The organism is Candidatus Poriferisodalis sp., assembly GCF_965219595.1.
GTDB lineage: Bacteria > Actinomycetota > Acidimicrobiia > Acidimicrobiales > Poriferisodalaceae > Poriferisodalis.
This window is the reverse complement of sequence record NZ_OZ244781.1, coordinates 1,627,321-1,653,624: the sequence shown is the minus strand read 5'-3', so window position 1 is coordinate 1,653,624 and position 26,304 is coordinate 1,627,321. Positions and strand designations below refer to the sequence as shown.

The following is a 26,304-nucleotide window of genomic DNA, read 5'->3' as shown; positions in this document are numbered from 1 at the left end:
CCATGAGACATCTACATGCACGATCATTGGCGCTGCTCGTTGCGTTCTGTCTTCTGGCAGCAGCGTGCGGCGGTTCAGACGACACTGGCGACGACGCCCCGACCACCACAGCTTCGAGCGGCGCTGCCACCGGCACCGGCACGGCGACCGATGACACGACCGGCGACGGCGCTGGCGGCGCTGCTGCAGGAGGCGACGACGCGTCGGGCGATGCGGCGCCCATCGACCGCACCGGCGAGGTCATCCGGGTCGGCTATGTCAACAACGAAGGCGGCAACATCTCCCTGCCCGAGCTGCGCATCGGCGGCGAAGTGGCCATCAAGGTGATCAACGACGCGGGCGGCATCCACGGCGCCATGATCGAGCTGATCGTCTGCCTCTCCGACGGCACGCCCGAGAGCGCCATCAACTGCGCGATCAAGCTGATCGAAGAAGACGTCGACATGGCGTACATGGGCGTCGAACTGGGCTCCGAAGCGGCCTTCGGACTGTGGCTCGACGCCGGAATTCCCTACGTCTCGTCCCACTCGTGGGGCCAGACCGAGAGGAACAGTCCCGGCTCCTTCCTGCTCCATGTGGCGACCGGGGCATTCGCCGTGGGCCCCGCCAAGACCTTCTCCGAACTCGGCATCGACCACATCGCAGTCGTCGTCCAGGACTCCTCCAACGCCCTGGACTTCATGGACAACATCATCGCCCCGGTGCTCGCGCACTACGGCATCGAGATGGAGCGCATCGTGGTCGACATCGCGGCGCCCGATTGGACCGCCGCCATCGCGGCGGCGCAGTCCGCCGGCGTCGAGGGCATGATGGGCCAGCTCGACGAGTTCGGCTGCATCGGCATGGTGGGATCGGCCGCGGCGAGCGGCTTCGACAAGCCGATCTTCGCCGGGTCCTGCACGCTGTACATCGGCGTACTCGGGTCTGCCGCCATCGGCACTTATACCCAAGGCGACCAGTGGGTCCCCTGGGTTGCCGAATTTGCGCCGCCCGAGATCCAAGAACGCCTCGCGCAATACGCCGACCACATGACAGCGGCCGGTCACGAGAAACTCATCGAGGGCTTCGCCATCGCCCCCTACGGGGCATGGCGCGAGATCGAGTTCATTCTCGAGACCATCGAGGGCCCGATCACCTCCGAGTCGATCACCGACGCGTTCACCAACGCCGGCGAGACTCCCGGATGGTTCGGCCCCAACCTGCGCTGCGGTCAGGCACCATGGCCGCCGGAGTCCTCGCACTGCATGTCGCACATCATGGTCTGGCAGGTCGTCGAGGCCGACGACGGATCGCTGCGCCGGATCGTGATCGGCGACGGGCTCTTCGACGCGTACGAGCTGAGCGGGCTGTAGGGAAGCAGAGCCGCAGGCCCGAGAAAATCAGTCAATATCCACACAGCCTCCGGACCATCTGCGAGCATCTGCGCATGAGTCATCGGGCAATCTGAGGCGGATCTGCCGAAGTGGACCAGTACCTGCTGTTCGCGATCATCGGCTTGGGATCAGGCTGCCTCTACGCGGCGCTGTCGATGGGCTTGGTCATCACCTACCGGGGCACCGGCATCATCAACTTCGCCACTGGCGCGATGGCGATGTGGGGGGCGTACGTCTACGACGAACTCAGCGACACCGGCGATCTCGTGCTGCCGCTGGTGATCATTCGCAGCCGCATCAGCCTCGGAGGCAGCTCAGGCAGCGTGCCGTTCGGGGTGGCCATCGTCCTCGCCGTGCTGTCGTGCAGCCTCATCGGGCTGATGGTGCACTTCTTGGTCTTCCGGCCGCTCCGACGAGCCCCGATCCTGGCTCGCGTGGTCGCGTCGGTCGGCGTGCTGCTGGTCATCCAAGCCCTGATCGTGATGCACTTCATGAGCAGCGCCCGCGTCGTCGCTCCGATCCTGCCCAACGAGCCAGTGAGCTTCGCAGGGGTCAGCTTCTCTCGCGATCGCCTCTGGCTCACGGCCGTCGTGCTGCTGACCGCCGCCGCGGCATGGGCGTGGTTCCGCTTCACGCGCTTGGGGCTCGCCACGCGGGCATCTACCGAGAATGAGCGGGCGGTCAGCCTGGCCCGCTACTCGCCGCAGGTGCTGGCCGGCTCGACGTGGGTGCTGTCGAGCACCATCGTCGGCTTCCTGCTGATCATGGCCTCGCCGGTCGTCTCCCTCAGCCCGTGGACCTACCTCTCGATCGTTCCGGCACTGGCCGCGGCAGTCATCGGTCGCTTGCTGTCGATCGCCGTCACCGTGGCGGCCGCATTCGGGCTCGGCATCTTCCAGTCGATCGTCGTGTACCAGACCACCAATCCGTGGTGGCCCGATTGGGCGATCACCGGCATACCCGACGCACTGCCGTTCGGGGTCATCGTGATCGCCCTGTTCGGCTTGGGCCACAACCTGCCGACCCGTGGCGCCGTGGAAGCCGATGCCCTGCCCGAGGTCGTCCGGCCGAAGATGCGATCGAGCGTGGTCGCATCGGCCGTGGTGGCGGCCGGAGTGCTCACGGCTGTGGCGCAAGGCAGCTACCGCATCGGGATCATGACCAGCATGATCATGACGATCGTGATGCTGTCGCTGGTGGTGCTGACCGGCCTCGTCGGCCAGATCTCGCTGGCCCAGGCCGCCATCGCGGGAGCCGCTGGCTTCGCGCTCAGCAAGCTGGGCGATTCGGTTGGCATCCCGTTTCCCATCTCGCTGCTGCTGGCAGCGCTCATGGCCACCGCCTTCGGACTCGTGGTGGGCGTCTCGGCCCTCCGCATCCGCGGTGCGCAGCTCGCGGTCGTCACCTTGGCCGGTGCGGTCGCGCTCGAGGAGTTCGTGTTTCGTAACTCCGCCATCACCGGCCTGTACGGCAATCCCATTACAGGTCCTTCGTTCTTCGGGGCGAACCTCAGCATTCGCGAGGGCAGGAACTTTGCCCGCATGGAATTCGGATTCCTGGTGCTGGCCGTGGTGACCGTGTGCGCCATTGCCGTGGGCAACCTGGCCCGAAGTGCGACAGGGCGCCGTTTCCTGGCCGTTCGTTCCAACGAGCGGGCGGGCGCGTCGGTCGGCATCAATGTCGCGGGCACGAAGATGCTGGCATTCGCGCTTGCGTCGTTCCTGGCCGGTGTGGGCGGTGCGTTCATCGGCTACAGCCGGGGACAGCTCTCGGCGGAGAGCTTCGCCGTGCTCATCGGCCTGAGCTTCCTGGCGCTGGCCTACCTGTGCGGCATCACGAGCGTTCCCGGCGCGATCATCGCGGGGCTGTTCGCCCCGCTCGGCATCGTCTACATCACCGCAGACCGGATCGCCGAACTGGGCCGGTGGTACCAATTGGTGGCTGGTGTCGCCCTGGTGGCCACTGCGATCTTCTTCCCCGAAGGTGTGGCCGGCGCGTACCGCCAGAATCTCGCACGCCTGCGAGCATTCCGGTCACGCAGGCGGGCCCGGGCAGAGGCGCGCGAACGCAGCGATCTCGGAGCGATGCCCGCCGAGCCCGGCCCCGGGACAGCGGGCGAGTCGGTCCGCCTGTCGGAGTATCGGCGCAAGGAGCGCCAGAGGAGCTTCGAGGGCGCACCGGTCGTGCTAGGAGTCGAGGATCTCACGGTGCGCTTCGGCGGGCTGAAGGCACTGGACCAGGTGTCGCTGCGAGTTCGCGAGGGCGAGATCGTGGGATTGATCGGGCCGAACGGCGCCGGCAAGACGACGCTGATCGACGCACTGACGGGTTTCGTGCCGTCCCGTGGGCACGTGACGTTCTGCGAGGAACGGCTCTCCCGTGAAGCCCCCCATGTGCGCGCCCAGCGGGGGCTGGCGCGCACATGGCAGTCGCTGGAGCTGTTCGGTGACCTGACCGTGCGGGAGAACGTGCAGGTTGCCGCCGAGCGGTCTTCGATGCGCTCGGTGCTCGCCGATCTCGTTGTACCTGAGCGGCCAGCGGACACGTCGCGGGTTGATGCAGCGATGCAAATCGTCGGCTTGGTCGGTGACACAGAGACTCGTCCAGCCAACCTCCCGCTCGGCCGCCAGAAGCTGGTCGGCGTTGCACGGGCGCTGGCGTCGGAGCCCCGGGTGATGCTCGCCGACGAGCCCGCCGCAGGACTGACCACTCCCGAGAGCATCGCGCTGGGCGTGCGCCTGCTGGACGTGGCCTCGGAGGGCGTGTCGATCTTGCTGATCGACCACGACATGAATCTCGTGCTCGACATCTGCGACCACATCTATGTGCTCGACTTCGGCAAGATCATCGCCGAGGGCACCCCGGCGCAGATTCGGGCCAACGAGACGGTGGTCGATGCCTATCTGGGTTCGGGCGCCAGCACCTGAGCACGCCAATCGGCCAGCCCTCGCGGCAACCGAAGATGCCCCTACACCGGCACCACGAAAAGCCGGCACTGGCTGCGCCCTGGACAGCGCCGCCGCCGGGTCGTTCTTCTCGACCATCGCCCACGAACTCATCCGCAAGCGACACTGGGCCACACGCCGCCAAGCCAGACGAGACATCGCCAGACCGATCGCCGGCTGGTGCAGCGTCCGTCGGCTGCGCAGCACTCTTGACATGACCAGCCCCATCGGCTCAGAACAGGCCAACACCGACTGACCCACCATCCTGAATTTACGGGGGGGGGACGTATGAGGCACCGCCTCGTCATCGCTGCTTTGCTGCTGTCCGCCGTTTCTGTCGCGCTGCCGGTGTCGCCCGCCGCCGCTGAGGACTGCGAGCCCAAGAGCAGCATCATCAGCAAAGTGGAGGGCTGGCGTGTCGAGCAGCCGGCCGTGTCGGCTCATTACAAGCGCTGGGATCGGGTGCTGGCAGCGTTCGGGCGCAGCGACGCCGCGAACCCGATGACATCAGGCGAAGCGGGCGGCTACGCCGCTCGCGGCTGGAACCGCTGGATCGCCGTCCGAGACGAGTTGAAGCGGCTGGAGGGCTGCGGCTTCGACCCTCACGCCGTGCAGGCCGAAGCGCATCAGGACTCAGTGCAGCCCGCGGCGCAGCAGCAACAGCAGCAGGTTGTGCGGAGGCACACCCTGCAGCTGATCGGGTACGAGCTATACCACTCCAACGTGCGCATCGCCAAGAACCTGCAAGAGGGCGGCGTCTACGACTATTGGGCTTCCCCCCAAATTTAGGAGGGTTTGGTCAGTGGTTGTTGGCTTGTTCGTAGTCGGTCGGGCTGGTCATGTCGAGGGTGCTGTGGAGCCGTCGTGTGTTGTACCAGTCGGTGATCCATCTGGCGATGTCTCGGCGGGCTTGGCGTCGGGTGGCCCAGTGTCGCTTGTGGATGAGTTCGTGGGTGAGGGTGGAGAAGAACGATTCGGCGGCTGCGTTGTCCAGGGCGCAGCCGACCCGCCCCGTGGAGCGGGTGATGCCGAGCCTGTCGCAGGCCCGGGCGAAGTCGCCGGCGGTGTACTGGGTGCCTTTGTCGGTGTGGAAGATCACCCCGGTCACGTCGCCGCCTCGGGTGGCGACGGCCATGTCGACGGCGGCCTGGGCGAGCTGGGCTGTGGGATAGGAGTTCGAGGTCGCGAACCCCACGATGCGCCTCGAGTACAGGTCCATGACCGCGGCGAGGTGCACTTTGCCCTCGCCGGTGGGGATCTCTTTGAAGTCCCCGACCCAGCGCCGGTCGGCCGCGTCGGCGGTGAAGTCGCGTCCGATCAGGTCCTCGGGGGCGGCGTCGCGGTCGTCTGTGCGGGAGCGGCGGCGCTTGGTGGGGCGTGCGACCAGGCCCTGGCGGGCCATGGAGGCCTCCACGGACTTCTTCGACACAGCCCGGCCCGCTCGTCGCAGCTGCACCCGGATCCTGGGGGACCCGTAGGTCCCTTCTGAGTCCTCGAAGCAGGCCAGCACCGCAGCGTCGAGCTCCGCCCGGCGGGCCTCGATGCCCGACGGGGACCCGTGCCGCCACCGGTAGAACCACGACTCGCTGACGTCCAGCGCCCGGCACGCGACCGCGTGAGGGATGCCGTGATCGGTCCTCTGGGAAGCCACAAACCGCGCCAGGGTCACTTTGTCGCCTCGTTCACCCACAGGACCACGGATCGTTTGAGCACGTCGCGCTCCATCTCCAGCTCAGCGCAACGGCGCCGAAGCCGAACCAACTCGGCCCGCTCGTCCGCGTCCAGCGCCCCCTCGCCGGCACCGCGCTCGGCCTTCACCCAGTTGCCCAGCGTGCCCGCGTGAATCCCAAGATCGCGGGCGACCACAGCGATCGGCTTGCCCGTCTCTGTCACGATCCTCACCGCACCAGCGCGGAACTCCGGATCGAACCTTCTTCGTGTCTCTGGCACAGCTCCCCTTTCCTCAAAGAGCATGCCTCCCAGATTCCGGGGGAAGCCCACTATCGCCTAAAGATCCACAATGACACCTTTACAGGCCCTCCCCATCCCGCCGTCTGCATAGACCTGCCTCCTACGGCCAGGTTCAGCGTCAACGTGGACGGATTGGACAGCAACGGCTGGGTGCTGGCGGACCGCTGGCATGCCGACTGGCATGACGCCGAAGTCCGTGTATGGGGCACGTCAACCGACGACAACCGGGTCGGGCCAGATGTGCTCACGCACACCATCCGCCTCAAGTCGAGTTCCGACTACACCATCGACGGCTTGTCCCAAAACGTCGACATGCGCGTGGCCGAGGACGATACAGGCAGCATCACGCTTGAACCACAGTATGGCGGATCGGGTCCAACAGGCTTCCGTGTGTGGCGAACGCTGGAGGGGTCTCCGCGATGGGAACTCACGTACGATGTTCGCGGTGCTGGCTGGACCAGTTCAGGCTCCAGCATTACCAGCGCCTATCAAAATCTGACGTGGCGTCCGGGCACGGATACCGGGACTGTGCTGGAGCGAGGCTTCACCTCCATGGACGATTTCGCCGGCACGGTCGGCCTCGCTATCGACTGCTCTCTGGGTCCCGCCGAAATCAGGCTCGGGCGTGTCGAGCGGGGCGGCGAGAACCTGTCCGCGCGCACGCCCGGCACAGCCGGCTACGTATCGGTGGACCCGGCCGACGAATGGGTGAATGTCTGCCCCCCGGCCGCAGCCGGCACGGTCAAGGCCACAGCCAGCCTGACAGTCGAGAAGCGCTACCAGTGCTGGGGCATGAACTTCGAGATGGGCGAGGAGCGGCTCGAGCTTGAATGGCACACGGCCGGCGCGGACGCCAACGGCGTCGAGATCGGCGTGAGCAAAGACCTCGGCTTGGACAACGGCGTCTACCGCTCCAGCGCGACGCGCATCAACCTGGCCGTCGGCAGCCTGACGGCAGCCGAGATCCGCGATCTGATCAACAGCAAGACGGTGTTCCAGAACGACAGCCGCGCCAATCCGATCCGCGTCACGGCGGTAGGACCGAGCACCGTGGCAGCCAAGATGGTCGACGGAAGCTGCGAGTACTCGCAGACGTTCCTAGGCTTCGACGTGTCAGCAGCCCGCGTATCGTTCAGCGGCGGCAGATGACTAACGCGAGACCGTCGCTCGGGGCTTGATGCCGCGGCCGTCCACGCCGCCGTCAGCGACTTGTTTCGTGTTCGCCGCGAATCCGAAGCGATCGTGGGGCCAGGACAGCAATTCTCGTGTGGGCGCGCTGCGCTCAATGCATGGCTTTGGCATGCGATGAACATAGAGATGGGGTGTTATGAGACAGCGGTGATTGCGGCGTGGATGCGGGCGGGGCTGAGCGGCAGCTCGTCGATCGTGATGCCCAGCGGCGCAAGCGCGTCGCACACGGCGTTCGCGATGGCGGCATACGGGCCGAGCGTGCCGCCCTCGCCCACACCGCGGATCTGGTTCAGATTGTGTGCCGGATCGGCGACATGGCCCAGCTCGATCGAGGGCATCCGGTCTGCGGTGATGGCCAGATAGTCCATGAACGTGCCCGATTGCAGCTGGCCGTCGGCGTCGTAGACGAAGTGCTCGTACAGCGCGCCGCCCACGCCTTGGGCGATGGCGCCGTGCATCTGGCCCTCCACGATCATCGGGTTGATCACGCGGCCGGTGTCTTCCACGCACACGATGCGCTGCAGGTCGACCTCGCCGGTTTCGAGGTCCACGGCGACCACTGCGGCCTGCGCGCCCGCCGCGAACGTGCCGGTCATTGGGTCGTAGAAGCGCATGGCCTCCAAGCCGGGCTCAAGTCCGGGCGGGAGCCGGTGCGGCTCGAAGTAGGCCAAGCGCGCCACCTCAGCGAGCGTGATGCCGACCGATGGGGCGTCCTGCGTATGGATGAAGCCGTCGTCGATGCTCAGCCACTCGGGTTCGGCTTCGAGCAGATGTGCCGCAATGACGAGCGCTTTGGCGCGCACCGTGCGCGCTGCGAGCGTCGCAGCGCCCGAACCGATGACGCCCTGGCGACTGGCGAAAGCCCCCAAGCCGAATGCGAGCCGATCGGTGTCGCCCATCTCCACGGCCACGTCATCGACGCCGACCCCGAGTTCGGCCGCGATCACCTGGGCCATGGTGGTCTCGATGCCTTGACCTTGGGCCGTCACGCCCATCGCTGCGGTCACCGCGCCCGACGGATCAACGCGCACCTCGGCCGATTCGTGACCGGTGCGGAACGGCAGCCGCGGCCCGGCTGACGCCTTCTGCCCGAGCCCGGTCAGCTCGTTGTAGCAAGCGAAGCCGATCCCGATGAGTCGGTCTCGCCCGGCGTTTCCGTCGTTAGCACCGCCATCGCCGCCCGGAATGTCGGCGCTCGATGCGACAAGCCGGGCATCGCGTTGGCAGGCACGGAAACCCTCGTAGTCGATGAGTTCGACGGCTTGGTCGAGGCAGTCGAGGTAGGTGCGCGAGTCATGCACCAGCCGGGTCGGAGCGGTGTACGGAACGTCCTGGGGGGCGACCAGGTTGCGGCGGCGGATGTCGACCGGGTCGAGCCCGAGCGCAGCGGCGGCATCGTCGAGCAGCCGTTCCATGACGAATACTGTCGCCGGCCGGGCCACGCCCCGGTACGGGCCGGTCGGCGCGGTGTTGGTGGCCACGCCCAGCACCTCGCAGCGATAGTGGGAGAGCTTGTAGGGGCCTGTCAGCAAGCCGCCGGCCATGAGCGGCTCGATGCCGGCCGTCCACGGCGGCGAGCTGTATGCCCCGACGTTCGCGTGCAGCACAGCATCAACGGCCACCAGTGTGCCGTCGGCCTCGAAGCCTGCTCGAACCCGGTACTGGTGGTCACGCGCTTGAAGGGCCGTGGCCATGTGCTCGGATCGGGTCTCGACCCATCCCACCGGGCGACCCACGCGGCGGGCCAGCTGGCACACCGCAGCATCCTCGGGATACAGCGCGGCCTTCGTGCCGAAGCCGCCGCCGACATCACCGACGTCTAGGCGCACCGCGCTCTCGGGCAGGGCGAACGCGGTCGCGAGGCTGCTTCGGTGCAGGTATGGCACCTGCGAGACCGAGTGCAGCGTGAGCTTGGCTCCGCTGGCGTCCCAAGCGGCCACAGCGCCACGGCCCTCCATCGGCACGGCACCGTGCCGGTTGGTGCGGTAACTGCGTTCGATCACCAAATGCGAACCCGCAATTGCCGCGTGCGCGTCGCCGGCGTCGAAGGTCCGTGTGACGAGGAGGTTGTCGGGCGCGGCGTCGTGGACCGGGTCGGCAGGCTGCGCGGCGGCAGCCACGGCGTCGACATGGGCACCCAGCTCTTCGTAGGTCACCTCCACCAGCTCCGCAGCATCAGCGGCAGCAGCCGGGCTGGCCGCCACGACCGCTGCCACCGCCTCACCTTGGTAGCGCACCTTGTCGGCGGCCAGCACGGGCTGAGGCGTGGCGACATGGGTCGGCAACGCTGACTCGGCAATGAGCGCCAAGCTGGCGAAGTCCGAATCGGCACCGGTCGCGACGTCGACCACGCCGGGGGCCTGTCGGGCGGCGGAGACATCCACCGAGACGATGCGCGCATGAGCGACGGGACTGCGCACGAACGCCACAGCGAGCTGGCCGTCGTAGCGGACGTTCGAGATGTAACGGCCGCGGCCTCGCAGCAGCCGACTGTCCTCGCGTCTGAGTACCGGCTCGCCGAACGGCCCGCCGCTCGTCGGAACGGTCTCGTCAAGCTGGAACACGAGTCATACCATCGAGTAGCCGCCGTTGACCGAGACGGTCTGGCCGGTCGTCCAGCCCGACAGTGGCGAGGCCAACAGCAGCACCATCGGCGGCACATCGTCGGGTACGCCGACGCGGCGCAAGGGATACATCTTCGCAATGCGGGCCATGCGCTCGTCGTCGGCATTGCCGGTGTGGTGGGCGAACCGCTCCGAGCGCACCAACCCGAGCGACACGGTGTTGGCGCGGATGCCGTTGCGGCCGAACTCCTTGGCGATCGACTTCATCAGGCCCATCGTGGACGCCCGAGTGGCGGCCACTCCCGCCAACCTGCTCTCGCCTACCCGGCCAGAATCGCCCATCAGCGACACGATCGAGCCTTCAACACCGGCATCGACCATGTGACTCACCACCGCTTGAGTCATCCGCAGAGTGCCCATCACGGTCACGTCCACCATTCGGGCCAAGTCGTCCGGGTCGGCGTCGACGAACGGTCCGGTGGCGGTGTACGCGGCGTTGTTGACGAGCACATCGATGCTGCCGAACTCGCGGACCACCTCATCGACCACGCGCTGCACATCGCGGCCGCTGGTGACATCGCAGCGGATCGCCAGCGCCGCGCGGCCGACTTCCTGGACTGCGGCTGCGCCTTTCTCCGCGCCCTCACTCGACGCGTTGTAGGCGAAGGCCACATTCGCACCCTCGTCGGCGAACGCCGCAGCGATGGCCAGCCCGAGCCCCTGCCCTGCCCCAGTCACGAGGACGTTCTTTCCTGACAGCTGCAGATCCATCGCACGCTCCGATTCGTCGGCCCCCGCCCGCACGGGGCTCCGTCAGTCTGCCGCAACCTGCACGTGAGCGCCCGCGCGCCCCCACATGGCGCTGCAACGACGGCAACAAGCGCTGTCGCGATCAGCACGTGAGCGCCAGCGCCCCCGCGGCACCGCGCTGCCACGACGGCAGCAAGCTCTGCCGTAATCCGGTACAGCTGATCTGCGGGCTACCGCTATGGTGACGCCCATGGGGTACGAGCCGACCGAACACCATCCGGCCTTCGAGGAGTACTCCGAGACGGTGTACGAGTTGGCCGAGGATGGCGTCGAAGTCATCCAGGCGCGTATCGCCGAACGGCTGGAGGTTTCGCGTCCGGCAGTGTCGGAGATGATCCGTCGCATGCAGCGCGAGGGTCTGGTCAATGTGGGCGAAGACGCGCACATCAGCCTCACCGACGAGGGCGAGCAGATCGCCACGACCGTGGTGCGCCGACACCGGCTGGCCGAGCGATTCCTGACCGACGTGCTGAAGCTGAGCTGGGCCGACGCCCACCACGAGGCCGGCCGCTGGGAGCACGTGATCTCCCCGGTCGTGGAACGGGCGATGATGGATCTGCTCCACGATCCGAACACCTGCCCGCACGGCAACCCCATCCCCGGCTCCGATTACATGGCGCCGGCCGACGCAAAGCCGCTCGCGGATGTCGGGCGGGCCGGTGGCTTCACCGTGGAACGCATTCCCGAAGAGCTGGAGTTCGCACCTGGCCAGCTCGAGTTCTTGGAGCAGTCCGGGCTCATGCCGGGCCGATCGGGAACCGTCATGTCGGTTTCGCCCGACGGCACTGCCACCGTGGAGATGGACGAGGGCACGGTGGGCGTCAGCGCTTACACCGCTGCGCGCATTCTCGTCACCGCAGGCGACTAAGCGATCTGGCGCCTGCCGCGGCGTCTCTCAGTTCGGTCTCCACGCCCGCATCGGCTCGCTGCGCCGAGCAATGACTTGCGCGCTGTCACACGCCGCGCTTGCGCGCGGTGCGTTAGCAATGCCTAACATGGGCCATAAGGAGTCGTGCACCACGTTGGTGCATGCGCCGCTGCCCGCCGGAGCCCGCTGCATCCATGATCGTCTGCCAATGTCTTGCGACGAATGAGGCCGCCATCCGGCGCCTCGCCGCGCACGGCGGCACCACGGTCCGCGACGTGTCGATGGCATGCGGTGCCGGGACCGACTGCGGCAGCTGCGTCGCCATGATCCAGGCCGTGCTCGACCAGTGCGTGCTCGAGGCCATCGATCCAGAGCATCATCCTGTCCACTCGATCGCCTTCGAGACGATCACCGTGGGCGCATAGGCTGGAGTTCATGCAGGGATCACCCGAGGTCATCGAGTTCTTGAACGAAGCGCTGACGGCCGAGCTGACGGCTATCAACCAGTACTTCGCCGCCTCCAAGATCGCCAGCAACTGGGGATATGACCGGTTGGCCTCCAAGTACCACGAGGAGTCCATCGAGGAGATGCGCGACGCCGAGAAGCTGATGGAGCGCATCCTGCTGCTGGATGCGCTCCCCAACATGCAGCGGCTGGGCACCGTGATGATCGGCGAAACCGTGCCAGAACAACTTGCCCTCGACCGGCAGCTCGAGGAGCACGCCATTGATCGGTACCGCAGCGGTGTGCGGCTCTGCCTCGACAACGGTGACGCCGGCACCCGCGAGCTGCTCGAGCACCTGCTGGTCGGCGAGGAAGCACATCTCGACTGGATCGAGACCCAGCAGAGTCTCATCGATGACATCGGCATCGAGCGTTACCTACAGAGCCAGGTCGGCGACGACTAGCGCCGAGGATCGGCGCGGGACGGAGTGATCGACATGGGAGGGGTCGACTGGAGCCTCCTCATTGCGTGCATCGGCGGTGCCAGCCTCGCGGGCATCGTCACGTATCACGCGGTCGCCGGCTACTTCTACTTCCGGTACTACGTCCGGCAGCGCTCGACAGCTCAATCGTGGAAGCTGCAGCCTGACCGTTTCCTGTCGCCCGCGCTTCACCGCCTCGCCGTTTGGACCAGCACCCGCAACATGATGCTGAGCGGCCTGCTGAGCGGCGCTCTGATCTACGCCAACCTCAGCGGCAGCCTCGACACGCCCATCTACACCGATGTCACGAGCTGGGGCGGTTGGGCGTACACGGTCGGCTCCACTGTCGTGTGGTTCCTGCTGGCCGAATACACCGCCTACCTGGTGCACCGCCTGCTGCACACACGGTTCATGTTCCGCCACGTGCACCGATTTCACCATCGGTTCGTCGCGACGAATCCCTACGTGACGATGGCAATGCACCCGGCGGAACTGCTGATGCTGCAAGCCGCCACATTGGCACCGCTGCTCGTCATTCCCTTCCATGCACTGTCTGTCATCGGCGTGTTGCTGTACATCGTTGTCTACAACGTCGCTGGCCACTCCGGCATCCGGCTGGCGTCGGTGCTGCCCTGGCAGCCGCCGGCGCAGTTCCACGATGACCATCACGCCCATGTCCATGTGAACTTCGGCCAGCATCTGCTGATCTGGGACCGCCTGCACGGCACCCTGCGCAGGCACGGCAGGCACTACGGCCCGGAGGTCTTCGGCGGTCGCGGCCAGCGAGACCTCGGCGATGCCGTCGCCGGGCGCGAACTCGAACCGTTCGTCAGGTACTGAGCGGACGTTCCGACAGTGAGAACGCTGCCGTGGGAGGTGTCGCCAGACCTTCCTTGGAAGACGTTCACCAGCCCCGCCGAACAATGGGCCAACCAGCCGACGTTCCTGATCGGCGAGTACGTCATCATCATTTGCGCAGCGCTGGCGCTGATCCACGCTGTCCGCGCCGGACGCAGCAACCGGCTGACCTGGGTTGCCGCGCTCATCGCCGGCACAGCCAACGACGTGATCTTCATGGCGCTGCCGGTCGTCGACACCTTCTGGCAGGCCCAGGCGACCATCATGATCACCCCGCGCCTGCCGCTGTACATCCCGTGCGTGTACATCGTCTTCCTGTACTGGCCGACGGTCGGCATCCGTCGTCTCGGGCTGGGGCGCTGGCCTGCCGCGGCGCTCACCGGACTGGTGGCGGTAGTGCTGTACGCGCCCTACGACATCGTCGGTGCCAAGTTCCTCTGGTGGACCTGGCATGACACCGATCCCGCCATAGCGGACCGGCTCTTCGGGGCGCCGCTGAGCAGCAGCCTGTGGGTGCTCACGTTCACCGGATCATTCGCCCTGCTGCTCGATCTGGTCCTGCGCGGCCACGATGGCACCGAGCAGAGCTTTGTCACCAGGCGGCGCTTCATCGCCGGCATCGTGCTGACTGCGTGCATCACGACGCCGTTGATGATGGCGCAGATGTTCGTTCTGCAGCTGCTCGACGGGGGAACGCCTGGACTGGTCGCGTTCTGCACCGGGGCGGTCATCTACGGCGCTGTTTCCTTCCTGGGGCGCCGCACTGCGCGTCCGGAGGGGCAACCGGTGGATTGGCTGGGGCGCGGAGCTGCCGCCTACTTGATCGCCTTGGTCATCTGCATGGCGTTCTTCGCGCCGGAGACCCACGTGAGCAGCGGTCTGCACCAGGTACCCGGCCCCTGCGGTGTCGAAGAATCGGACATCACCGGCAACACGCGCGACAAGTACCTCTGCGTGGAGGACCACGCGGAGGACTTCACGTTTGCGTGCACTACGCCTCCTGCGCATGACGTGCAGTGGTACACCGTCTGCGGCAAGGAGCACTCGAACTACCCGGCCTACGTCGCCGTCGTCAGCGGTCTGGTGCTCGCGGGAATCGCCGCCCTGTACGCCGTATTCGGCGCTCTGGGCGGCAGCGCCGGGCGACCGGCTACGCCGGCTTCCGCACGAGCACGAAGTACAGCGGGGTAAAGATCTGCAGCTGCCCCGATTCTGCGAGGGCAGCCCCGCCGATGTTCAGAATTCGCGATGCTCCCGATGTGCCGCGCGGCACGACCCGAAGCGCTTCGAGCGCCCGGAGGATCGTGTGGGTCGCCGATCGCCCGGCACGGGAGCTCCTGAGGCCTGTCAGCGACAGCTTGGGGCCGGCTAGGGGCTCGTACCACGGGATCGACGGCCCGGCTTGATCGGCCATGTCGAGTGCTTCGAGCACCTCGAAGCCGACCTTGTCCAAGGCGGCATCCACCTCGTGGAGCGAGATGATGTCCTGCAGCCCGGCGCCGAGTTCGATGTCGTGCTTGAGCTGCCGGTGATGCGAGTTGCCCGTGTCGAATCGATCCGTGAGACACCACTCGTGCGACGCGAAGCAGCCGCCCGGCTTGAGCAGGCGGAACGCTTCGGCGAAAACGTCCACGCGGTCGGGCACATGGCACGTCGACTCGAGCGCGTAGATGGCATCGAATGACTCGTCCGCTTCGTCGATGTCGGTGAAGTCCGATTCGAGGTAGGTCCCGAGATGGCTGAGCCCTGCCTCCTCGGTGTAGGCAACCGCGCGCCTGATCTGGTACGCGCTGACGTTGATTCCCACGATCTGCGACCCCGAGAAGCGGGCGATCTCCCGCAGCGGGCCGCCGATACCGCAGCCAAAGTCGGCGACGCGCATGCCGGGCCGCAGGCCGAGCTTGAGTGCAAAGAGGTGCTCTTGTCGCGCAATCGACGCACGACGGCTCTCGCCGGGAACCCGCGGGGCAAAGTGAAACGACTCGCCCCAGCCGTACTCGTACAGATCGGTCGCAAGGTCGTAGTAGTTCTCCACGAAGTCCCGATGATCGGTGGCGCGCCGGTCGCGACCCTTGCGGCGCCCGAAGTCGAAACTGCGTTCGTGGGCACCGACGCTCGACTCGACGTCTTCGGGATCCAAGGACCGTCTGAGTATCTGCGAGAGCCGGATCGGCATGGCGGTGGTCTCTGTGCGATGCGTGCTGAGCTACGGGGCGTCGAGAAGGTCGATGTCTGGGTCGTAGGCGGCGGCTGCGAACCAGAACGTGTCGATGTGCTCGATGGGCTGCAGCTGGGCTCCCGCCAAGGGGCCGTCGAGCGCCCGGCCGAGTATCGACCAGGTGGAGCCGGTCTGGTCGTCGGTGAATGCTCCCGGCCCGGACGAGCTCGCAGCGTCGGGCATGCGGCTGAACGTCAGGGCCTGACCGTCGACGATGGGGTCGAACACGCCGGTGGCTCCGACATCGCGGCCGAAGGCCACCTGCTGGTTCTGGATCGGCGTGGCCGTGCCGGGGAGATGGAAAGCGACGACCGGCGTGCCGCCCAGGTCCAGCGGCAGCACGCCGGCTGAGCTCAGCGTGTCGAGCTGCACTGCCACCGAGGCGCCGCCGTGGCGGATGACCAGCACGCGGGTCTGCGGCGGCAGGCGATCATCGGGAGGGCCGCCGAAGAAGGTCGGGCTTCCATTGGGAGTGTCGTAGTTGACGTAGGGATTGGTGCCGTATGAGCGCCCGAAACCGCCGGGACGGGTCATCACCAGGCCGTTGGGATGCTCGTCGAGGAACGTTTCGAAGGCCACGGTGGCCATCGGGATCAGCTCGAGCTGGGATCCGGTGAGCGCGCCGGCGATGGCCTGCCCGGTGTAGTGCGCCCACAGGCTCTCGGTCTGGCGGTCGTACATGACGAGTGCTGAGTTGTAGAGCCGGCCTGAGGTGCCGAAGTCGAAGATGCGATCGTCGAGCTGGCGGTAGTACCCGATGGCCGTGTTGCACAGCGGGCAGTAGGTGATGGTGACCGGCTCGCCGCCGACGGTGTCGTTGACGATCTCGTGCCACAGCAGTACCTGCACCGGGTAGGCCCGGGCATCGCCGTTGAGCGTGAGCGTGACCACCGCCTCCTGCGGCTGAAGGAAGCCAACGTCAGTGGCCCGCTCGAACTCTGGTGCGTCGATGGAGGGAATGCCGTCGGGTGGCGGCCCGCCGGAGAGGACATCGAGGGGCGACACCAGCGGTTCGGGCAGCAGGGGTGCGGTCATGCCTTCGCGCAGCGCCGAGACGGTGGACTCGCGCGGGCCGCCAGGAATCTGGGTGACCTTGACGTTAACGATCACCTCGGTTGGCGTGGTTGACGGGGGCGCCGCGGCCGTCGTCGCCGGTGCGGCGTCGGTGCTCGCCGTCTCGGTGGTGTCGGGTTCGGATGGCTCGTCGCTGGACGAGTTGTCGGCACACCCGAGCGCGACGAGCATGAGCGCTGCGGCGAGCAGCCGCAGCGCGAGGCCGACACGACGCCGGCGCACGGGCGCCAGCTTCAGCCGGAATCGATTCAGACGGCGGCTGGTCGTCGTGCCGGCGCGGACTTCAGCCGGAACGGATGCCGCTGTCGTGAGAGCCATCGTGCGACGCTACTCCGGCAGTTCGCGCCTCCATGTTCAGGGCGGCGACGCAGGTGCGCTCCGGCAGATGCCACAGCGCCCACGAAGCAGCCGGTTCGTCGACGAGGTGCCGGGCGTTCGTGCAGCGCTGCGCCAGATCATCGTGGGCAATGACCAGCTCGGAGCACGGTCGGTCGCCGGCCTCGAGCTGCACCCGTTCGTGAGTGATCTCGGGCAGCTCCAGGCGGTACAGCCACAGTGCGTACTCGGGCACCGACGACCGATCGTGGGCAAGACACGTCAGGCCGTCGTCGACGGCCTCGGACACAGTGCCTGCCGAGACGACCTGGTCTCGGGCGACGGCGCCCACATCGGCCAGGTGGCGGTGATTCGAGACCGTCGCGACCGCTCCGAGCACGAGCACTGCCGCAACAAGTGCGACCAGCGCGATGTCGGGGATCTTCGCCGTGCGCTGGCGAGTATCCCGGCGATCCATGTCAGATATAGGGGGTGGAGAGGTTTCATCCTCGCCGAGCACCGCTCGCCTGCGCAGCGCTGCGGCGGCCAACAGCACGCCGAGGAGCGTGAGAACAAGCGCCGCCACGGCCACGGCGCTCAGCCGCTCATCGAGCCACGCCCACGCCGGGCTGAGCGACAGGGTCATGATGCGGCGCGGCGCAGCGTCGTAGCCGCCTGCAACACCGACGACCACCGCGCACGTGACCACCGCCACGGCCACGGCTGTCCCGAGGACGGCCGAACCGCGGGACGGCAACGGGCTGCGAGGAAACGACGCCGGCCCTGGAGATGCACCGACGCCGGACGTCGACGATCCGCCGCGAGGCGTCGTTGGCCGGGCCGCGAGCCAGGCCAGCGCAACGACAGCCAACGGCACCGCCCATGGGTCGACATAGCGCCCGTACAGCAGCGCGTCGGCCCGCGCGCTTCCAGTCAGCGTCCAACCGCCGAGCAGCACGGCCCCGAATGCGCCAATCGCCAAGCAGACCAGCGCTGCCGAGAGCGCACCGGGGATGCCGGCATGTTCACGCGGCATCCGAGCGGCCGGACTGCGCTCAGCGTCCCCGGACATACGCCCTTCAGGAGGCCGCCGTCCGAACAGCCCGCCGGTTGTCGCTGCCGGTCTGGCCGGTGCAGTCAGCGCATCCTCCTCGTCGGAAGGCCGCCTTCGGACGAACTCGAAGACGACGCCCAGCCCGGCCACCAGACCGATCAGGCCGAGGCCGAGCGTTCCCCCGCTCAGGGCCAGCAGCTGTCCCGACACCGTGGCGACGGGCTCGGCGCCGCGATCCAGCTGTGCAGCTTCGCTCAGCCGCTCCGCCGGCCAGGTGTCGGTGAGGGTCAGCGCCACGGCCGTCGCGGCGCCGCCGGCGACCAGTCCCGCACCGAAGGCGGCCCAGGCACGGCGGCCGATCCGGCACAGCAGCGCCGTCGCCACCACGGCCACCACCAGCACGATCATGCGGGCATGCAGTGCCACTGCCAACGTGGCGAACAGCCCGGCGCGGGCCCACGCCCGCTGGCTCGCCGCGGAGCCGGCATGCAGCACGGCGAAGGCCACTGCGAGCGCCACGATGAGCACGAACAGGGAGAGCAGGGTCTCGGGCCAGGCGATGCGCGAGGCGCTCGACAGCGACGGATGGACCGCCGCGACCAGCCCCGCTGCACCCGCCACCCACCAGCGCCGTGAGCCCACCAGGCCGAGCCGGCCGGCCACCACCACGGCGGCGACCGCCGCCAGCGAGTTGACGACCAGCGCGAGGTAGTGCACCGCCTCGCCTTGCGTCCCAAGCAGCGAGACCTGCCCGACGGCCACCAGCGGCGCAACCACCAGCCCGTAGCCCGGCTGGAACGGGATGTGACCCAGCGCGAGCCCGTCGCCGCCGACCCATTGAGCGATTCCCAGGTATGCAGGCACATCGGGTACCGCCACTGGCCCGCCCGCTACGACTGCCGTGCGCATATGCACAACGAACGCGGCCAGCACGACGCACATTCCGATCGAGGCCCACATGAACGCTCGCGGTGGGTCGCGCCGCATACCGCTGAGAAGGCTGTCACACCCCGGCGCGCCCCGAAGCCTCTCCCCTAACATCAAACGGGGCCTACAGGGAGGTTGAACCGATGGCGGCGAGCCAGGTGGCAACTGACACAAGCACACGTCCGGCGGTCAGCATCGACCCGGAGACGGGTCGCAAGATCTTCAACACCCGAGCAGCGAAGGCCTCGGAGAAGATCGACGGCGTGGGCTACTCGGTCAATGCCGATGAGCATCTCAAGGAACTGCCCCCGCCCCCGGCCGGTGCCGTGTTCAACGCCGAAGAGCAGGCCAAGTACCGCGACTTCAAGGAAGCGCGCCGGGGCGCTGCCGACTACATGGCCATGGAAGGTGAGTTCAAGCGCTACCTCGACGACGTCTATTCCGAGCCGCCGATCGAGCGCGAGGCACTCGACGACGAGTGCGAGGTGCTGTGCATCGGCGCCGGGTTCGCCGGACTGCTGCTGTGGCACAAGCTGAGCAGCGCCGGCTTCACCGACGTGCGCTTCTGCGAGAAGGGCGGCGACGTCGGCGGCACCTGGTACTGGAACCGTTACCCGGGCATCGCCTGCGACGTGGAGTCGTACAGCTACCTGCCGCTGCTCGAGGAGATGAAGTACATCCCGACGATGAAGTTCGCCTCGGGCTTCGAGATTCTCGAGTACTGCCAGGCGATGGCCGACAAGTTCGGCTTCTACGACCACTGCCTGTTCCACACCACCGTCAACTCCACGGTGTGGGACGAGGAGACCGGCCGCTGGACCGTCTACACCGATCGCGGCGACGCCATCAAGGCTCGCTACGTGATCCTGGCCAACGGCATCCTCACCAGCCCGAAGCTGGCCCGCATCGACGGCATGGCGAGCTTTGCGGGCGAGTCGTTCCACACGTCACGCTGGGACTACAACATCGACCTCGAAGGCAAGCGGGTGGGCATCATCGGCACCGGCGCCACCGCCGTGCAGGTCATCCCCGAGATCGCCAAGGTGGTGGGCGAGCTGTACGTGTTCCAGCGGACGCCATCGTCGATCGACGTGCGCGACCAGCGCGAGACCGACCCAGAGGAGATCGCCGAGTGGTCGAAGGAGCCCGGCTGGGCACGGGCGCGTCGCAAGCGGTTCTCCCGCATCTCGTCGGGCCGTACCGCCATCAAGGCCAACGACGACTACCTCGCCGGCCGGGTCGACGACTTCAAGGAGCGCAAGCAGCACGCTCGCAAGTTGTCGCCCGACGAGCTAGTGCAGAAGCAGCTCAACACCAACTTCCGGATCATGGAGCAGATCCGTGCCCGGGTGGACGCGATCGTGGAAGACCCCGCGACTGCCGAGGCGCTGAAGCCCTACTACCCCTACGGCTGCAAGCGGCCCACGTTCCACGACGAGTACCTGCCTACGTTCAACATGCCCCATGTGCACCTGGTGGACACCGCCCCGATGGGCGTGCAGGAGATCAACGAGCGGGGCGTGGTGCACGAGGGCATCGAGTACCCGCTGGACGTGCTGATCTACGCCACCGGGTTCCAGTGGATGGCGACCTCGACGTTCAACATGATCAGCGGTCGTGACGGCGTGACGCTGAGCGAGAAGTGGCAGAACGAGGGCACCCGGACGTTCCTCGGCCTGCACAGCCATGGTTTCCCCAACCTGTTCATCGTGTCGGGTCCGCAGGGAGGCGGCGGCAGCTTCAACTTCACCGACGCCATCGACACCCATGGCGACTACATCGTCTGGATGCTCACCGAGCTGCGCGACAAAGCCTGGAACGTGGTGGACATCACCGCCGACTCAGAGATGAACTACGCCGAGCACTGCCGGGTAGCCGACATTACGACGGCCCCGCTGCGCGATTGCCTGTCGTATTACAACGGTCACGGCGACGCGCAGCCGGGCAGCTTGGCGTACTACGGCGGCGGCTACTGGCACAAGTGGCGGATCGCCGCGCAGGAATCGCTCGACCCCTACCTGTTCGAGTTCAAGCCAGATCACGTGGCCCAGCCCGCCGGCTAGCCCAGTGCAGCCCGTCAGCTAGCCGAGCGCCGGGCCGGTCGAGTCCGCTGCTGGCTGGCTACGGCGGTCAGCGGTTCAACCACTTGACCTGGCGGCGTTCCAGGAACGACGCCATGGCTTCGCGGCTGTCCTCGGTGAGCGACGACATGATCTGCGTGCGATTCTCGAGGTCGATGCCGGCGCGCAGGCTGCCGATCTCGAGGTTCGACCACATCACTTCCTTGGTCATCCACACGCCGAAGGGGCTGTTGGCCGCGATCTCGGCGGCGACGCCCAGACAGGTGTCCATGAGGTCGTCATCGGGCACGACGGCGCTGACGAGCCCGATCCGGTCGGCTTCGGCGGCGTCGATGACCCTGCCGGTGAGCAGCAGCTCCCACGCCCGGGAGGCGCCGATGAGGCGGGGCAGCATCCAGCTCACGCCGATGTCGCAGCCCGAGATGCCGAGGCGCACGAAGGCGGTGCCGAACTTGGCGGTCTCGGCGCAGTAACGGACGTCGGAGGCGCAGGCGATGGCAAACCCGCCGCCCGCGGCTGCGCCGTTGATGGCTGCGATGATCGGCTGGCGCACATCTCGCATGTGGTGGACCAGCTCGGCGATCTCCTGCTGGACGGCCATGCCGCGCTGGGGGCCGCCGTGGTCCTCGGTGCCCGGCACCGTGCCGTACCCAGTCAGGTCGAGCCCGGCACAGAAGCCCCGGCCAGCGCCGGTGAGCACGATGGCGCGGGTGTCGTGATCGTTGTCGACGGCGCTGAGCGCGTCGTGGAGATCGCTGACCAGCCCATGCGTGATCGCGTTCAGCCGTTCGGGCCGGTTGAAGGTGATGCGGGTGACGCCGTCGGCGGGCGCATCGATGCTCAGGTTCTCGTATCGATCGGACATCTCGGCATCCTCTCGCTCACCGCTCAGCGATGACATGCAGCGATTTCGTACAGCGACAGCACAGTAGCCAGCGGGATCGGGACGCTCTCAAGCGGGCCCGGCCCGTCCAGCGCGGTTCGCGGCGCGCACCGCCGGCCCAGCGCCGTCGACGCTCGGAACGATGTCACGATGAGCCGGGCGCTGAAGGCCTACGCCCGGGCGAACCAGGGCTGCCTGATCTCGCCGTTCATCATCGGCGGGATGGGCAGTGCTGCGCGGAGCCGCGGCCACGGCGGACACCGCCGACCAGGGAGGTAGCCCAGAATGTGCCGATGGCGGGCAGCACCGGCAACGAACGCCGCACACGGCGCGGGCGGTCGAGCCGGGTCGCTGCACGCACCGCCGGTCCGACGCCGTCGACACTCGGAACGACACCGCGCCGACGCATTCCCACCTATGAGCTGCTCGACGATCCAGCGCTGGAACAGCTCGAGGCGCACGCCGACTGGATCCTGTCGGAGATCGGCGTCGAATTCCGTGGCGATGACGAGGCGCTGGAGCTGTTCCGGGAGGCTGGGGCGCAGGTGGATGGCGAGCGGGTGCGCTTCGAGCCCGGCTTGGCCCGGCAGCTCTGCTCGACGGCCCCGCGCCAATTCTCCATGTGGGGCCGCGACGGCCGGCGCATCGAGATCGGCGGCGATCACGTGATCTTCACGCCGACGTACGGCCCGCCGTTCGTCACGGATCTCGACGAGGGCCGCCGCTACGCCACCATCGACGATTTCCGGAACTTCGTGAAGCTCACCTGGATGTCGCCGTGGCTGGCACACGGCAGCGGCACGGTGTGCGAGCCGGTTGACGTGCCGGTCAACAAGCGCCACCTCGACATGGTGGACGCACACCTGCGCTGGTCGGCCAAGCCGTTCATGGGCGCAGTGACCGCGCCGGAGCGGGCCGAGGACTCGATAGCGATGGCTCGCATCGTGTTCGGCGCCGAGTACATGGAGACGCACTGCGTCATCCAGGGCAACGTGAACGTGAACTCGCCGCTGGTGTGGGACGCCACCATGAGCGGCGCGCTCAAGGCGTACGCCGGGGCGAACCAGGGCTGCCTGATCTCGCCGTTCATCATCGGCGGCGGCATGGGGCCCGTCACCCAGCCGGCTCTGATCGCACAGGCCCATGCCGAGGCCATGACCGGCATCGCGCTCACCCAGCTTGTGCGGCCCGGCTCGCCGATGATCTACGGCAACTTCCTGACCACGATGGACCTCCGCTCGGGAGCGCCCACGTTCGGCACTGCCGAATCCACGCTGGCGACTTACGCGATCGGCCAGCTCGCCCGGCGACTGGGCCTGCCGTTCCGCTGCGGCGGCCACTACACGGCCTCGAAGATCGCCGATGCCCAGGCCATGCAGGAATCAGCCGATGCGATGACGCCGGGACTGCTAGCCGGAGCGAACTTCATCCTGCAGGCAGCGGGCTGGCTGGAAGGCGGGCTGACGCTCGGGTACGAGAAGTTCGTGATGGACGCCGATCGCTGCGGCATGCTGCATCGCCTCATGGAAGGCTTGACTGTCGACAGCAACGAGCTCGGCGGCGAGGCGTTCAGCGAAGCCGGCCCGGGCGGCAACTATCTGGCAACCGCCCACACCATCACCAACTTCGAGACGGCCAACTTCGAGGCCGCGCTGTGCGACACCCGCTCGTTCGAGCAGTGGTCAGAAGAGGGTGCGCTCGACATGGCCCAGCGTGCCAACCAGCAATGGAAGCAAACCCTCGCCAACTACGAGCCGCCCCCACCCCTCGAGGGCGCAGTCGACCGCGAGCTGCAAGCCTTCGTCGAAGACCGCAAATCAGCCGTGCCCGACGCCTGGTACTGACCCGAACGAGCCCGGGCCGGCCTGGGGCTGTCCAAGTAGCTTCGCTGCATGGCGCAATCGCTCAGGTTCGGGATCGTGCACGACTTCCGCTGCCCGCCGGGCAGCGACGTGACGATGCCGCAGGTGTACGCCGAGACGTTCGAGCAGGTAGTGCTGGCCGAGCAGCTCGGCATGGAGCTGTGCTGGTTCACCGAGCACCACTTCATGGCCGACGGCTACCTGCCGAATTTCGTGCCGGTGGCGGGTGCGGCAGCGGCGCTCACCAGCAGCATCCGGTTCTCCACCGACATCTGCCTGATGCCGTTCCGCGACCCGGTGCGGCTGGCCGAGGACTTGGCCGTGCTCGACAACATCTCCGACGGCCGCATGGAGCTCGGCATCGGCATGGGCTACGCCGCGCATGAGTTTGCCGGATTCGGGCTGCCGCTCAGCCGGCGTGTGTCGCTGACTGAAGAGGCCATCGAGGTCGTGCGGCTGGCATGGTCGGGCGAGCCGTTCAGCTATGAGGGCAAGCGGTACACCTACCGGGACCTGCGGGTCACGCCCGATCCGGTGCAGCCAGGCGGACCGCCGCTGTGGGTGGCGGCCACGAGCCGCGCCGGGGCCCTGCGAGCTGCCCGCTTCGACACGAACCTGCTGCCCCAGGGTCCGAAGGCTGCCGTGCTGGATCCGTGGAAGGAGGCGCTGGCGACGGACGGCCGGGACCCTGGCGACAAGCGGGTGGGGATCATCCGCGGCGTGTATGTAACCGACGGTTCCGACCCGGCCGACGACCCCGTCTGGGAGGCGGTGGCCGCGGCTGAGAAGTACCGCCGCGATGTCTACATCGGCATCATCAAGGCCAGCGCCGACCACAAGCAGACGGCCCGCGAGCGTGCTGCCCGCACCGGTCCGCGCCAGCCCGATCCGCTGAACCCGCTGGTGTGGACCGCCGGCGACGCCGACCACTGCGTCGCCGAGCTGACCGCCATGATCCGTGACCACGACGTCACCGACCTGGTCACCTGGGGCGGCCCGCCCGGCCTCCCGCCGTCGGTGATGAACGCCTCGCTGGAGCGCATGGCCCGCGACGTGATCCCCAGGGTGCGCGCCAACCTCGCCCTCTGACCGTCCGGTGCGGCAATCTCGGCCTCAGGCCGGATTCGCCGGGGAACGGTTGCGTCGAGTGACCTATGGTCCCGGCATGGACATTGCTGACCGTCTGGAACTGCACGAGCTGCCGGGTCGCTACGGCGACATCATTGACGACCGCGATTGGGATCGGCTGGGGACGATCTTCACCGACGATGCGGTGTTCGACCTGACCGATCTGGGCGCGCCACGGCTGGAGGGCTTGACCGCGATCCGGGACTTCATGGCGGATGAAGCCGAGCACCCGCGCACGCACACCATGACCAACATCTACGTGAACGAGACGGCGGACGGCGTCGAGCTGAAGTTCCGCATCCTGGCGTTGCTCGGCGGCGGCAAGGTCGGCACCGCCTCCTATCACGACCTGGTGGTCAAGACGCCCGATGGCTGGCGTGTGCAGGACCGCATGCTGAAGCGCCGCCGCACGCAGGTGTACCCCGACTGAGTCATCACGGGCCCTGCTCTCAGGCCTAGGGAAAGACAGTCGAGACGTCAGTCGACCGCCGGGGCGTGGCTGTCCAGCCAGGCGCGCCAGCGGGCATCGTCGCGCTCGGCGGCGACCTCGCCCTCGGGGCCGTACAGATACAGCCACACCGAGACCATCGTGAACCCGCCCCCGTCCTCGGAGGTCAGAAAGCCGGTGCCGGGTGCGGGGGTGTCGAGCAGCAGGCTGATGCGGCGTGGCCCGGTGCCGACGACCGTGCCGCCCATCTTCGTGTCGTCATCGGCTGCCACGTCGAGCCGCTCGCCGACGCTGGGCATCTGGCCGATGCCGAGCCCGCCGGCGAGGATCTCCCATCCCTGCTCGGGAGTGACCGGCCACATCACCATGGGGAGCGCGGAGGTGGCGGTCTGTCCGGCGAAGTGCTCGAGGTGGAGCTGCAGGTTGGACATGAACAGCTTCCAGCCGTCCACCATGGCGTCGTACTGCGGGTCGTCGTCGCCGAAACCGGCGTTGTGCAGCCGCACGGTGCAGGTGTTGTCGTCGTGCGGCTCGACGATCCACTCGAACGTCAGCCCGTCGACACCCTCGCCCCCGTCGAACACGATGCGTCGCGGCGGCTCCCAGACGGCGACCCGGCCTTCGATCTGCATCTCGGGCTCAGGGCCGAACGAAGCCACTCCCGCTCCCCCAGCGCGTTCCTCAACGGTGTGAGGCACATACCATGCCGAGATCCCCGGCCCAGTCGCCACCGCCCGCCACACCGTGTCAACGTCGCCGATCACCTCGACCGACAAATCAATCACTCGTCCCGAATCCGCCATACCC

22 protein-coding genes are annotated in these 26,304 nt (G+C 67.5%); 13 read left to right on the top strand and 9 right to left on the bottom strand.

The genetic code is table 11. The features are described from left to right. The first annotated feature begins 2 nt into the window (after positions 1 to 2). The 3 genes from ACOQPE_RS07380 to ACOQPE_RS07370 all read left to right on the top strand — a co-directional run bounded on the left by ACOQPE_RS07380 (position 3) and on the right by ACOQPE_RS07370 (position 5,107). On the top strand, positions 3 to 1,352 hold the full coding sequence (locus tag ACOQPE_RS07380) for an ABC transporter substrate-binding protein (RefSeq protein ID WP_420611174.1): 1,350 nt from the start codon (positions 3 to 5) through the stop codon (positions 1,350 to 1,352). Between the two features lie 110 nt (positions 1,353 to 1,462). Continuing rightward, the gene (locus ACOQPE_RS07375) at positions 1,463 to 4,300 is read left to right on the top strand and encodes an ABC transporter permease subunit (protein ID WP_420611173.1); all 2,838 of its coding nucleotides are present in this window, start codon (positions 1,463 to 1,465) and stop codon (positions 4,298 to 4,300) included. A gap of 306 nt (positions 4,301 to 4,606) precedes the next feature. Next, positions 4,607 to 5,107 carry a hypothetical protein gene (locus tag ACOQPE_RS07370; RefSeq protein WP_420611172.1) on the top strand — a complete coding sequence of 167 codons (501 nt, stop codon included), beginning with the start codon at positions 4,607 to 4,609 and terminating at the stop codon, positions 5,105 to 5,107. A 10-nt stretch (positions 5,108 to 5,117) separates the two neighbouring features. On the opposite strand, the gene ACOQPE_RS07365 is transcribed toward ACOQPE_RS07370, so the two are convergent. Both ACOQPE_RS07365 and ACOQPE_RS07360 read right to left on the bottom strand, forming a co-directional pair. After that, on the bottom strand, positions 5,118 to 5,987 hold the full coding sequence (locus ACOQPE_RS07365; protein WP_420610885.1) for an IS3 family transposase: 870 nt from the start codon (positions 5,985 to 5,987) through the stop codon (positions 5,118 to 5,120). Then, entirely contained in the window at positions 5,984 to 6,292 is a 309-nt protein-coding gene (locus ACOQPE_RS07360; protein ID WP_420609181.1) for a transposase, read from the bottom strand. The genes ACOQPE_RS07365 and ACOQPE_RS07360 overlap by 4 nt, the downstream gene beginning before the upstream one ends. A 120-nt stretch (positions 6,293 to 6,412) precedes the next feature. Between ACOQPE_RS07360 and ACOQPE_RS07355 the strand changes: the two genes are divergently transcribed. Continuing rightward, positions 6,413 to 7,438, top strand: coding sequence for a hypothetical protein (locus tag ACOQPE_RS07355; RefSeq protein WP_420611171.1), 1,026 nt, complete (start codon positions 6,413 to 6,415; stop codon positions 7,436 to 7,438). Positions 7,439 to 7,614: 176 nt separating this feature from the next. Here ACOQPE_RS07355 and ACOQPE_RS07350 read toward each other — a convergent pair whose 3' ends face one another. Then, on the bottom strand, positions 7,615 to 10,044 hold the full coding sequence (locus tag ACOQPE_RS07350) for a xanthine dehydrogenase family protein molybdopterin-binding subunit (protein WP_420611170.1): 2,430 nt from the start codon (positions 10,042 to 10,044) through the stop codon (positions 7,615 to 7,617). 3 nt (positions 10,045 to 10,047) lie between these two features. Beyond that, the gene (locus ACOQPE_RS07345; protein WP_420611169.1) at positions 10,048 to 10,815 is read right to left on the bottom strand and encodes an SDR family NAD(P)-dependent oxidoreductase; all 768 of its coding nucleotides are present in this window, start codon (positions 10,813 to 10,815) and stop codon (positions 10,048 to 10,050) included. Between the two features lie 229 nt (positions 10,816 to 11,044). Between ACOQPE_RS07345 and ACOQPE_RS07340 the strand changes: the two genes are divergently transcribed. The 5 genes from ACOQPE_RS07340 (at position 11,045) to ACOQPE_RS07320 (ending at position 14,698) form a co-directional block, all read left to right on the top strand. Then, the gene (locus ACOQPE_RS07340) at positions 11,045 to 11,722 is read left to right on the top strand and encodes a metal-dependent transcriptional regulator (protein WP_420611168.1); all 678 of its coding nucleotides are present in this window, start codon (positions 11,045 to 11,047) and stop codon (positions 11,720 to 11,722) included. 194 nt (positions 11,723 to 11,916) lie between these two features. Continuing rightward, the gene (locus ACOQPE_RS07335; RefSeq protein WP_420611167.1) at positions 11,917 to 12,147 is read left to right on the top strand and encodes a (2Fe-2S)-binding protein; all 231 of its coding nucleotides are present in this window, start codon (positions 11,917 to 11,919) and stop codon (positions 12,145 to 12,147) included. Between the two features lie 10 nt (positions 12,148 to 12,157). Next, positions 12,158 to 12,631, top strand: coding sequence for a bacterioferritin (gene bfr, locus ACOQPE_RS07330; RefSeq protein ID WP_420611166.1), 474 nt, complete (start codon positions 12,158 to 12,160; stop codon positions 12,629 to 12,631). 33 nt (positions 12,632 to 12,664) lie between these two features. Then, positions 12,665 to 13,489, top strand: a complete 825-nt coding sequence (locus tag ACOQPE_RS07325) for a sterol desaturase family protein (protein WP_420611165.1) — start codon at positions 12,665 to 12,667, stop codon at positions 13,487 to 13,489. 15 nt (positions 13,490 to 13,504) lie between these two features. Next, the gene (locus ACOQPE_RS07320) at positions 13,505 to 14,698 is read left to right on the top strand and encodes a hypothetical protein (protein WP_420611164.1); all 1,194 of its coding nucleotides are present in this window, start codon (positions 13,505 to 13,507) and stop codon (positions 14,696 to 14,698) included. Here ACOQPE_RS07320 and ACOQPE_RS07315 read toward each other — a convergent pair. The 3 genes from ACOQPE_RS07315 to ACOQPE_RS07305 form a co-directional block, all read right to left on the bottom strand. Beyond that, entirely contained in the window at positions 14,658 to 15,647 is a 990-nt protein-coding gene (locus ACOQPE_RS07315) for a methyltransferase domain-containing protein (protein WP_420611163.1), read from the bottom strand. The two genes, ACOQPE_RS07320 and ACOQPE_RS07315, sit on opposite strands and share 41 nt — an antisense overlap. A gap of 66 nt (positions 15,648 to 15,713) precedes the next feature. Further along, positions 15,714 to 17,117, bottom strand: coding sequence for a DUF3179 domain-containing protein (locus ACOQPE_RS07310; protein ID WP_420611162.1), 1,404 nt, complete (start codon positions 17,115 to 17,117; stop codon positions 15,714 to 15,716). After that, on the bottom strand, positions 17,083 to 19,155 hold the full coding sequence (locus ACOQPE_RS07305) for a hypothetical protein (protein WP_420611161.1): 2,073 nt from the start codon (positions 19,153 to 19,155) through the stop codon (positions 17,083 to 17,085). Before ACOQPE_RS07305 ends, ACOQPE_RS07310 begins: the two co-directional genes overlap by 35 nt. Before the next feature lie 83 nt (positions 19,156 to 19,238). Here ACOQPE_RS07305 and ACOQPE_RS07300 point away from each other — a divergent pair, with 83 nt between their 5' ends. After that, positions 19,239 to 21,158 carry a flavin-containing monooxygenase gene (locus ACOQPE_RS07300; protein ID WP_420611160.1) on the top strand — a complete coding sequence of 640 codons (1,920 nt, stop codon included), beginning with the start codon at positions 19,239 to 19,241 and terminating at the stop codon, positions 21,156 to 21,158. 67 nt (positions 21,159 to 21,225) lie between these two features. Here the strand turns inward: ACOQPE_RS07300 and ACOQPE_RS07295 are convergent, their stop codons facing one another. Beyond that, entirely contained in the window at positions 21,226 to 22,041 is an 816-nt protein-coding gene (locus ACOQPE_RS07295) for an enoyl-CoA hydratase/isomerase family protein (RefSeq protein WP_420611159.1), read from the bottom strand. Positions 22,042 to 22,352: 311 nt separating this feature from the next. On the opposite strand from ACOQPE_RS07295, the gene ACOQPE_RS07290 reads away from it, so the two are divergent. The 3 genes from ACOQPE_RS07290 to ACOQPE_RS07280 all read left to right on the top strand — a co-directional run bounded on the left by ACOQPE_RS07290 (position 22,353) and on the right by ACOQPE_RS07280 (position 25,479). Further along, positions 22,353 to 23,903: a trimethylamine methyltransferase family protein gene (locus tag ACOQPE_RS07290; protein WP_420611158.1), complete on the top strand. Its 1,551-nt coding sequence runs from the start codon at positions 22,353 to 22,355 to the stop codon at positions 23,901 to 23,903. A 48-nt stretch (positions 23,904 to 23,951) separates the two neighbouring features. Beyond that, a complete protein-coding gene (locus ACOQPE_RS07285) occupies positions 23,952 to 25,010 on the top strand; it encodes an LLM class flavin-dependent oxidoreductase (RefSeq protein WP_420611157.1) in 1,059 nt (352 codons plus the stop codon). A gap of 76 nt (positions 25,011 to 25,086) precedes the next feature. Continuing rightward, complete coding sequence (locus tag ACOQPE_RS07280) at positions 25,087 to 25,479, top strand: nuclear transport factor 2 family protein (RefSeq protein WP_419914049.1); 393 nt, start codon at positions 25,087 to 25,089, stop codon at positions 25,477 to 25,479. 47 nt (positions 25,480 to 25,526) lie between these two features. On the opposite strand, the gene ACOQPE_RS07275 is transcribed toward ACOQPE_RS07280, so the two are convergent. After that, positions 25,527 to 26,282: an SRPBCC family protein gene (locus ACOQPE_RS07275; RefSeq protein WP_420611156.1), complete on the bottom strand. Its 756-nt coding sequence runs from the start codon at positions 26,280 to 26,282 to the stop codon at positions 25,527 to 25,529. Positions 26,283 to 26,304: the final 22 nt, after the last annotated feature.

What these genes read in the sequence shown, in the direction of transcription:
- ACOQPE_RS07290 (WP_420611158.1), top strand. Translation starts at nt 22,353, where the DNA reads ATGGCGGGCAGCACCGGCAACGAACGCCGCACACGGCGCGGGCGGTCG.
- ACOQPE_RS07335 (WP_420611167.1), top strand. Translation starts at nt 11,917, where the DNA reads ATGATCGTCTGCCAATGTCTTGCGACGAATGAGGCCGCCATCCGGCGC.
- ACOQPE_RS07345 (WP_420611169.1), bottom strand. Translation starts at nt 10,815, where the DNA reads ATGGATCTGCAGCTGTCAGGAAAGAACGTCCTCGTGACTGGGGCAGGG.
- ACOQPE_RS07360 (WP_420609181.1), bottom strand. Translation starts at nt 6,292, where the DNA reads ATGCTCTTTGAGGAAAGGGGAGCTGTGCCAGAGACACGAAGAAGGTTC.
- bfr (WP_420611166.1), top strand. Translation starts at nt 12,158, where the DNA reads ATGCAGGGATCACCCGAGGTCATCGAGTTCTTGAACGAAGCGCTGACG.
- ACOQPE_RS07370 (WP_420611172.1), top strand. Translation starts at nt 4,607, where the DNA reads ATGAGGCACCGCCTCGTCATCGCTGCTTTGCTGCTGTCCGCCGTTTCT.
- ACOQPE_RS07300 (WP_420611160.1), top strand. Translation starts at nt 19,239, where the DNA reads ATGGCGGCGAGCCAGGTGGCAACTGACACAAGCACACGTCCGGCGGTC.
- ACOQPE_RS07305 (WP_420611161.1), bottom strand. Translation starts at nt 19,155, where the DNA reads ATGCGGCGCGACCCACCGCGAGCGTTCATGTGGGCCTCGATCGGAATG.
- ACOQPE_RS07295 (WP_420611159.1), bottom strand. Translation starts at nt 22,041, where the DNA reads ATGTCCGATCGATACGAGAACCTGAGCATCGATGCGCCCGCCGACGGC.
- ACOQPE_RS07310 (WP_420611162.1), bottom strand. Translation starts at nt 17,117, where the DNA reads ATGGCTCTCACGACAGCGGCATCCGTTCCGGCTGAAGTCCGCGCCGGC.
- ACOQPE_RS07285 (WP_420611157.1), top strand. Translation starts at nt 23,952, where the DNA reads ATGGCGCAATCGCTCAGGTTCGGGATCGTGCACGACTTCCGCTGCCCG.
- ACOQPE_RS07380 (WP_420611174.1), top strand. Translation starts at nt 3, where the DNA reads ATGAGACATCTACATGCACGATCATTGGCGCTGCTCGTTGCGTTCTGT.
- ACOQPE_RS07280 (WP_419914049.1), top strand. Translation starts at nt 25,087, where the DNA reads ATGGACATTGCTGACCGTCTGGAACTGCACGAGCTGCCGGGTCGCTAC.
- ACOQPE_RS07340 (WP_420611168.1), top strand. Translation starts at nt 11,045, where the DNA reads ATGGGGTACGAGCCGACCGAACACCATCCGGCCTTCGAGGAGTACTCC.
- ACOQPE_RS07325 (WP_420611165.1), top strand. Translation starts at nt 12,665, where the DNA reads ATGGGAGGGGTCGACTGGAGCCTCCTCATTGCGTGCATCGGCGGTGCC.